The organism is Fluviicola sp. (assembly GCF_030151805.1).
Lineage (GTDB): Bacteria > Bacteroidota > Bacteroidia > Flavobacteriales_D > Crocinitomicaceae > Fluviicola.
On record NZ_JASLCN010000005.1, the window covers coordinates 1 to 5,732 of the forward strand.

Here is a 5,732-nt window from a genome sequence, read left to right on the forward strand (position 1 = left end):
CATGTCTCCGTAAATAGCACCGCGTTCTTTCCAGTGATACTTCGGATTTGTTTGCTGCAATGCGCTATCGAGATAAATCAGTGCCAAACGAAAATTGCGGTTGTAATATGCGTGATCTTCAAATAAGTTGTAGATCTGCAGGTAACTTTCCGTGTATTGAATTTTCTTCGCCAGAACAAATGAAAAGGAAACAGCATTCAAGGCCGAATCCAGGTAATTTTTGTCTTTATGGAGCTGATACAATTTGTAATAGCGTGCAGATAAGTCGGAAAGCAGATTGATTTTGGATTCGTTATCCGACAAAACCGTTACAACCGGGTATGCCAGGTTGGTGTAATACGTTGCCTTGTCTTTATCTTTCAATCTGCCGTAAGCACCCGCCAAACCCAAATAGGCTCTTGAAAGCATCGCATTGTTTCCGGCTTTTTGAAGAATACGCACTGTTTTGGAATAACTCGCCACAGCAGCTTCATAATCTCCCTGAAGTGTCAATAAATCTCCAAGAGTCAGGTTGTTTTCAATATAACTTGCTGTTTTGCAACGAATGCTGTCCAAAATGAATTTTTCACGGTCCAGGCTTTTTCTGGCGTCCACAAACTGGCCGTTCTTCATCTGAACCTGTGCTTTTAGCTGAAATGAAAAAGCAAGACATCTCGGATTCTTATCGTTTTCCAGTGTTTTTGCGAACTTCCATAAATTAACTACCTGGTGTTTTGCCGTACTGTCAAAGTCACGCTGTGCAATGTAATCCTGCATGGATTCACACGAGCACTTGGATTGTGCGTGAAGAACTTCAGCAAAACCAATAAACACCAGACAAATTAATATACGTATCATATCCTTCTCGTTCAAAGTTAGCAAAAAACGATTGAAAGTCATTTTACACCAAAAAGAAAAGGAGGTTAAATTCAACCTCCTTTTCCTTTGCTTTATTACTTATGTTACAAAACCACTAAAAATTGACTGTTAATCCAAAAGTTAGCGGGTAAACCCCAACTGTTTTATCAGTATCAAACAACGGAAGCAAGCTATAATTTGCAAATACTCCGATGTCTTTATAACCAAATTTCACAGCTGCGTCCAAACGGAAGGCATTCAATCCGTAAACACCTCTTGTTTTCGTTTTTTCTTTCGATTTGTCTTCTTCAATCACCTGTTTTGTGCTGGAACCGATTCTAACACCACCAATTACACCGGCAGCAAGATAAAATCCTTTATCCGACTTCCCGTTGGAACAAAATTCCACCATCAACGGAGCCGTCAGGTAAATTGCTCTCAATTTGTTCTTTCTGTAATCATTCGCTGTGTCTTTGATCACCCACAAGGAATCAGAATTTGCATACAACAAGTTGTTTTTCAAACCAATTTGTGTCCAGTTGAACCCCAAACCGGTTGTAATCCCGATGTAATTCTTGTAGATCTTGAATTTATATTCCGCGAAATTCAAATTCCAGCTGAAGGATTTCCCCGGATCATTTTCCCAGTATTTGTTGTTCGGAAAGTTGCTTCCCATTCCGCTGTTCAGTAGAATCGTCGGTCCGAATTCTATTCCCGCCCAGTGAGCTTCAAAATGTTTCAATTCCTTTTCATCCGGTGATGCGTCAATCGTATCGGAATCTTTGTCCGAATGATTCTTAATAATCAGAATCAACTTTTCTTTCAATTGGATTCGGGTAGTATCCGGTTCTTCCTGCTTTTCAGTCTGGCTGTAACTGTAACCAAACACGAAGAATATAAATGCGATAAATAGTCCTGTTCTCATATCTTTAAATTTTATTGTTTTCTTTTTCGCTAAGTACTTTGGGCTTTTCGAACATATGACCATCTCATTTATCAATTTGTTACAGCACATTTGAAAAAAAATTGCACTAAAAACATAAGTGTTTGATTTTCTTAGGAATGAGTCCGTCAAAAAAAATCATCCGAACGGCTGTAAAGCTCTCCGACATTCGTTAATTTTGCTCCCGATAATAAATCGGGATAAATTTTCAAGAACATGTATAGATCACACACGAATGGCGAATTACGCGCCACAAACATCGGACAAGAGGTAACATTAGCCGGTTGGGTACAAAAATCCCGCGATTTGGGAGGAATGACTTTCGTGGATTTACGTGATCGTTACGGAATTACGCAATTGGCTTTCAACCTGGAAGAAAACAGTGAATTGTGTTTGCAAGCCAGAAAATTGGGTCGCGAATTTGTGATTCAGGTAAAAGGAACTGTTATTGAAAGAAGCAGCAAAAATGCAAACCTTCCAACGGGAGAAATTGAAATCAAAGTTTCGGAACTGATTCTTTTGAATGCCGCAAAAACACCTCCTTTCACCATTGAAGACGATACGGACGGTGGAGAAGAGTTGCGTGCACAATTCCGCTACCTGGATTTAAGAAGAAATCCGGTTCAGCAAAAATTGCGTCTGCGCAATCACGTGGCTTTGGAAACCCGCAAATATTTGGATTCAAACGGATTTTTGGATGTCGAAACACCTTATTTGATTAAGTCAACTCCGGAAGGAGCTCGTGATTTCGTTGTTCCAAGCCGCATGAACCAGGGTGAATTTTACGCTTTGCCACAATCTCCGCAAACATTCAAGCAATTATTGATGGTTTCCGGTTTCGACCGTTACTACCAGATTGTGAAGTGTTTCCGCGATGAAGATTTACGCGCTGACCGCCAGCCGGAGTTTACCCAAATCGACTGTGAAATGGCATTCGTAGAGCAGGAAGATATTTTGAACATGTTTGAAGGTTTGATCAAGCATTTGTTCCAGACTGTTCGCGGAATCACCTTTGAAGGATCTTTTCCGCGTATGACGTATGCCGAAGCAATGGAAACTTACGGTTCTGATAAACCGGATATCCGTTTCGGAATGAAATTCACGGATTTGAAAGCACTTTCAGCCGGGAAGAATTTCCAGGTATTTGACAATGCAGAAGCTGTCATCGGAATTGCGGTTCCGGGAGCAAGTGAATATACGCGCAAGCAATTGGATGAAATTACGGATTGGGTGAAGCGTCCGCAAATCGGGGCTTTGGGCTTGGTTTACGTGAAGTGCAACCTGGACGGAACGTTCAAAAGTTCCGTAGATAAATTCTACGATGAAGCGACTTTAAAAAGCTGGGCAGAAGCAAGTGGTGCAAAAGCCGGCGATCTGATCTTCGTTTTAAGCGGTGGTTTGGACAAAACACGCAAACAAATGAATGAACTGCGTTTGCGTATGGGAACCGAATTGGGTCTTCGCAAGGGCGATGATTTCAAGCCGCTTTGGGTTCTTGACTTCCCCTTATTGGAATGGGACGAGGAAAACGGGCGTTATCATGCCATGCACCATCCGTTCACTTCTCCGAAACCGGAAGATTTCAGCCTGATTGATACCGATCCGGGGAAAGTACGTGCAAATGCGTATGACCTTGCCATGAACGGAGTTGAATTAGGTGGAGGATCAATTCGTATTCATGATCGTGCACTTCAGTCGCGCATGTTTGAATTACTTGGATTCACTCCTGAACAAGCTCAGGATCAATTCGGCTTCTTATTAAACGCATTTGAATACGGTGCGCCTCCGCATGGTGGTTTGGCGTTCGGATTAGACCGATTGGTTGCAACCATGGGTGGTTCTGATTCCATCCGCGATTACATTGCATTCCCTAAAAACAACAGCGGAAGAGACGTAATGATTGATGCTCCGTCTACCATTGATGAAGCGCAATTGAAAGAATTGGGAATTAAATTGTAAGAGATAAAAATGGGGATACGATGTACCGGACCTGATGCATGATACTCACCAAAAAGTTTAAAGCATTTTATCCCCTGACCTGATTAGTTGATTTCTATGTGCTTTATGTATCTATTGTGGTCTGAACCACATAGAACAATAGAGCACATAGTTTTATAAACCTGGCGAGCTTTCTACATGATTACCGGTGTATCATGTCCCTTTTTGTTTCAATGAATTTTATTTCGATCGAAAACCATATTGATCAAAACCCCGATTAAAATCAGGACCACTCCCAGAATCAAATTCCACGAAAGAAACTCACCAAAACAGCAAACGCTGATTATTACCGCAACGACCGGCTCCAAAGCTCCCATAATAGAAGTTGGGGTTGATCCGATGTATTGAATCGCATAAATCAAAGCAGTGATAGAAAAAACAGTTGTTACCAGCGCAAAAATCGAAATATGGAGAAACAGGGACGGAGATGCACTCACTGATTCGCCTAAAGCAAGGGTTTTGGCGAAGTAATACGTCGCAGAGAAAAGAAGCGAATAAAACGTAATCTTTGTACCGGAAACATGTTTCATATTCGCTTTATTCACAATGACCATGTAGACCGCATAAAACAAGGCACACAATACTCCAACCAAAAGACCCAGGAAATTAATATTGAACTTAGACCCGTTGGTGCTTAAAACCACGATCCCTGAAAACGTAACCAACAAGGAAATAAGTGTAAACCGGGTAATTTTTTCTTTGAAAAATAATGCCAGAATCAGGGCCACAAATACTGGGTAAACAAAGAGAACCGTAGAGGCAATGCCCGGAGTGAGGAGTTCATACCCGATAAACAAAAAGTCTGAAGACAACGCATACAACAATCCAAGGACCAACAAGATCAAGAATTCGGTTCTATTGATTCTCAGCGATTCTTTTTTGTAGAGCAAAAAGAGCAGCATGAAAACCGCAGAAATCAAAAACCGGTAGAACAACGTTGTGTCCAGCGGAAAATTCAACGCTTTTACAGGAAGAATGAAAAGGGGAATTAAACCATATGAAACTGCTGAAACCAGCGCCAGCAAATACCCTTTTAACTTCATTAAATGTCTCCCTTCCTCTTTTAGTTGAACCGCAAAATTACTGGAAGAATGGGTTCAAAGAAGCTATATTTCGTTAAAGAAGTTTCGATTTACGGACTAATTTCAGGTGATACAAAGACGTATTTTTCAGGTATTCATTATCCAACGTTCGTTGAACCAATTCATTGGAATGAAAATCGTATTCCATTCGTCTCACGGAATCATTTAAAGAACCCTGAGACAAAATCAGGATTTCCTTGTTTTTTTGCTTCACTTTTTTCCATTGTCCGCTGCAAACGATCGTTGCATCACCGTCTTCCGTTGCATCTTTATAGGTTTCCGTCAGCCGGAAAATACCCAATGTATCTCCTTTTATTACCAAACGTTGTTCTATTCCACTACAGTCTTCACAGGGAATGTTTCCTTCATAGATCCGGAATGTTTTATAATCCTTGTCATGAATGTATTTTTCCTCGTTCTGTTTTGACAAATCAGGTTTTTGGCTGTGTTTCACTTCCGCTCTGTGTTCAATACACGAAGCATTCAAGAGCAAACCTGAAATAATTGCAATACCCCAATAGTTAATTCGGTTGTTCATCCCACTCAATTATTAACTTCCCAATTGTTTTGCCTTCTTCCAGCAAACGATGGGCTTTTGTAAATTCACTTTGTTTGTAGACACCACCTACAACCGGTTGAATTTGCCCTCCTTTTACCATTTGCACTACCTCATTTAAACATTGAGTCAGCACTTGTGGTTTGAAGTCGGCTATCTTTAGCATATTGATACCAATGATGGATTTAGAACGCATCATTAACCCAATTGGTACAACAAATCCCATCTTTCTAACAAAATTAAGCGTTGAAAGGAGTCCCCACTTACCATTTGATAATTCAGAACCACCAAATAACAGGAGTCTTCCGCCTGTTCC

6 protein-coding genes are annotated in these 5,732 nt (G+C 40.8%); 1 reads left to right on the plus strand and 5 read right to left on the minus strand.

Going from position 1 to position 5,732, the window contains the following annotated elements:
- Positions 1–837, minus strand: an 837-nt coding sequence (locus tag Q1V93_RS00140) for a tetratricopeptide repeat protein (protein WP_300659741.1), incomplete at its 3' end; no start/stop codon positions are given.
- 115 nt (positions 838–952) lie between these two features.
- Positions 953–1,762: an outer membrane beta-barrel protein gene (locus Q1V93_RS00145; protein ID WP_300659744.1), complete on the minus strand. Its 810-nt coding sequence runs from the start codon at positions 1,760–1,762 to the stop codon at positions 953–955.
- Positions 1,763–1,996: 234 nt separating this feature from the next.
- Between Q1V93_RS00145 and aspS the strand changes: the two genes are divergently transcribed.
- Positions 1,997–3,739, plus strand: a complete 1,743-nt coding sequence (aspS, locus tag Q1V93_RS00150; protein WP_300659747.1) for an aspartate--tRNA ligase — start codon at positions 1,997–1,999, stop codon at positions 3,737–3,739.
- Between the two features lie 209 nt (positions 3,740–3,948).
- Here the strand turns inward: aspS and Q1V93_RS00155 are convergent, their stop codons facing one another.
- The 3 genes from Q1V93_RS00155 to Q1V93_RS00165 all read right to left on the minus strand — a co-directional run.
- Positions 3,949–4,821, minus strand: a complete 873-nt coding sequence (locus Q1V93_RS00155) for a DMT family transporter (protein WP_300659750.1) — start codon at positions 4,819–4,821, stop codon at positions 3,949–3,951.
- 73 nt (positions 4,822–4,894) lie between these two features.
- Positions 4,895–5,398: a copper resistance protein NlpE N-terminal domain-containing protein gene (locus Q1V93_RS00160; RefSeq protein WP_300659753.1), complete on the minus strand. Its 504-nt coding sequence runs from the start codon at positions 5,396–5,398 to the stop codon at positions 4,895–4,897.
- Positions 5,382–5,732, minus strand: a 351-nt coding sequence (locus tag Q1V93_RS00165; protein WP_300659756.1) for a zinc-binding dehydrogenase, incomplete at its 5' end; no start/stop codon positions are given. The genes Q1V93_RS00165 and Q1V93_RS00160, both read right to left, overlap by 17 nt.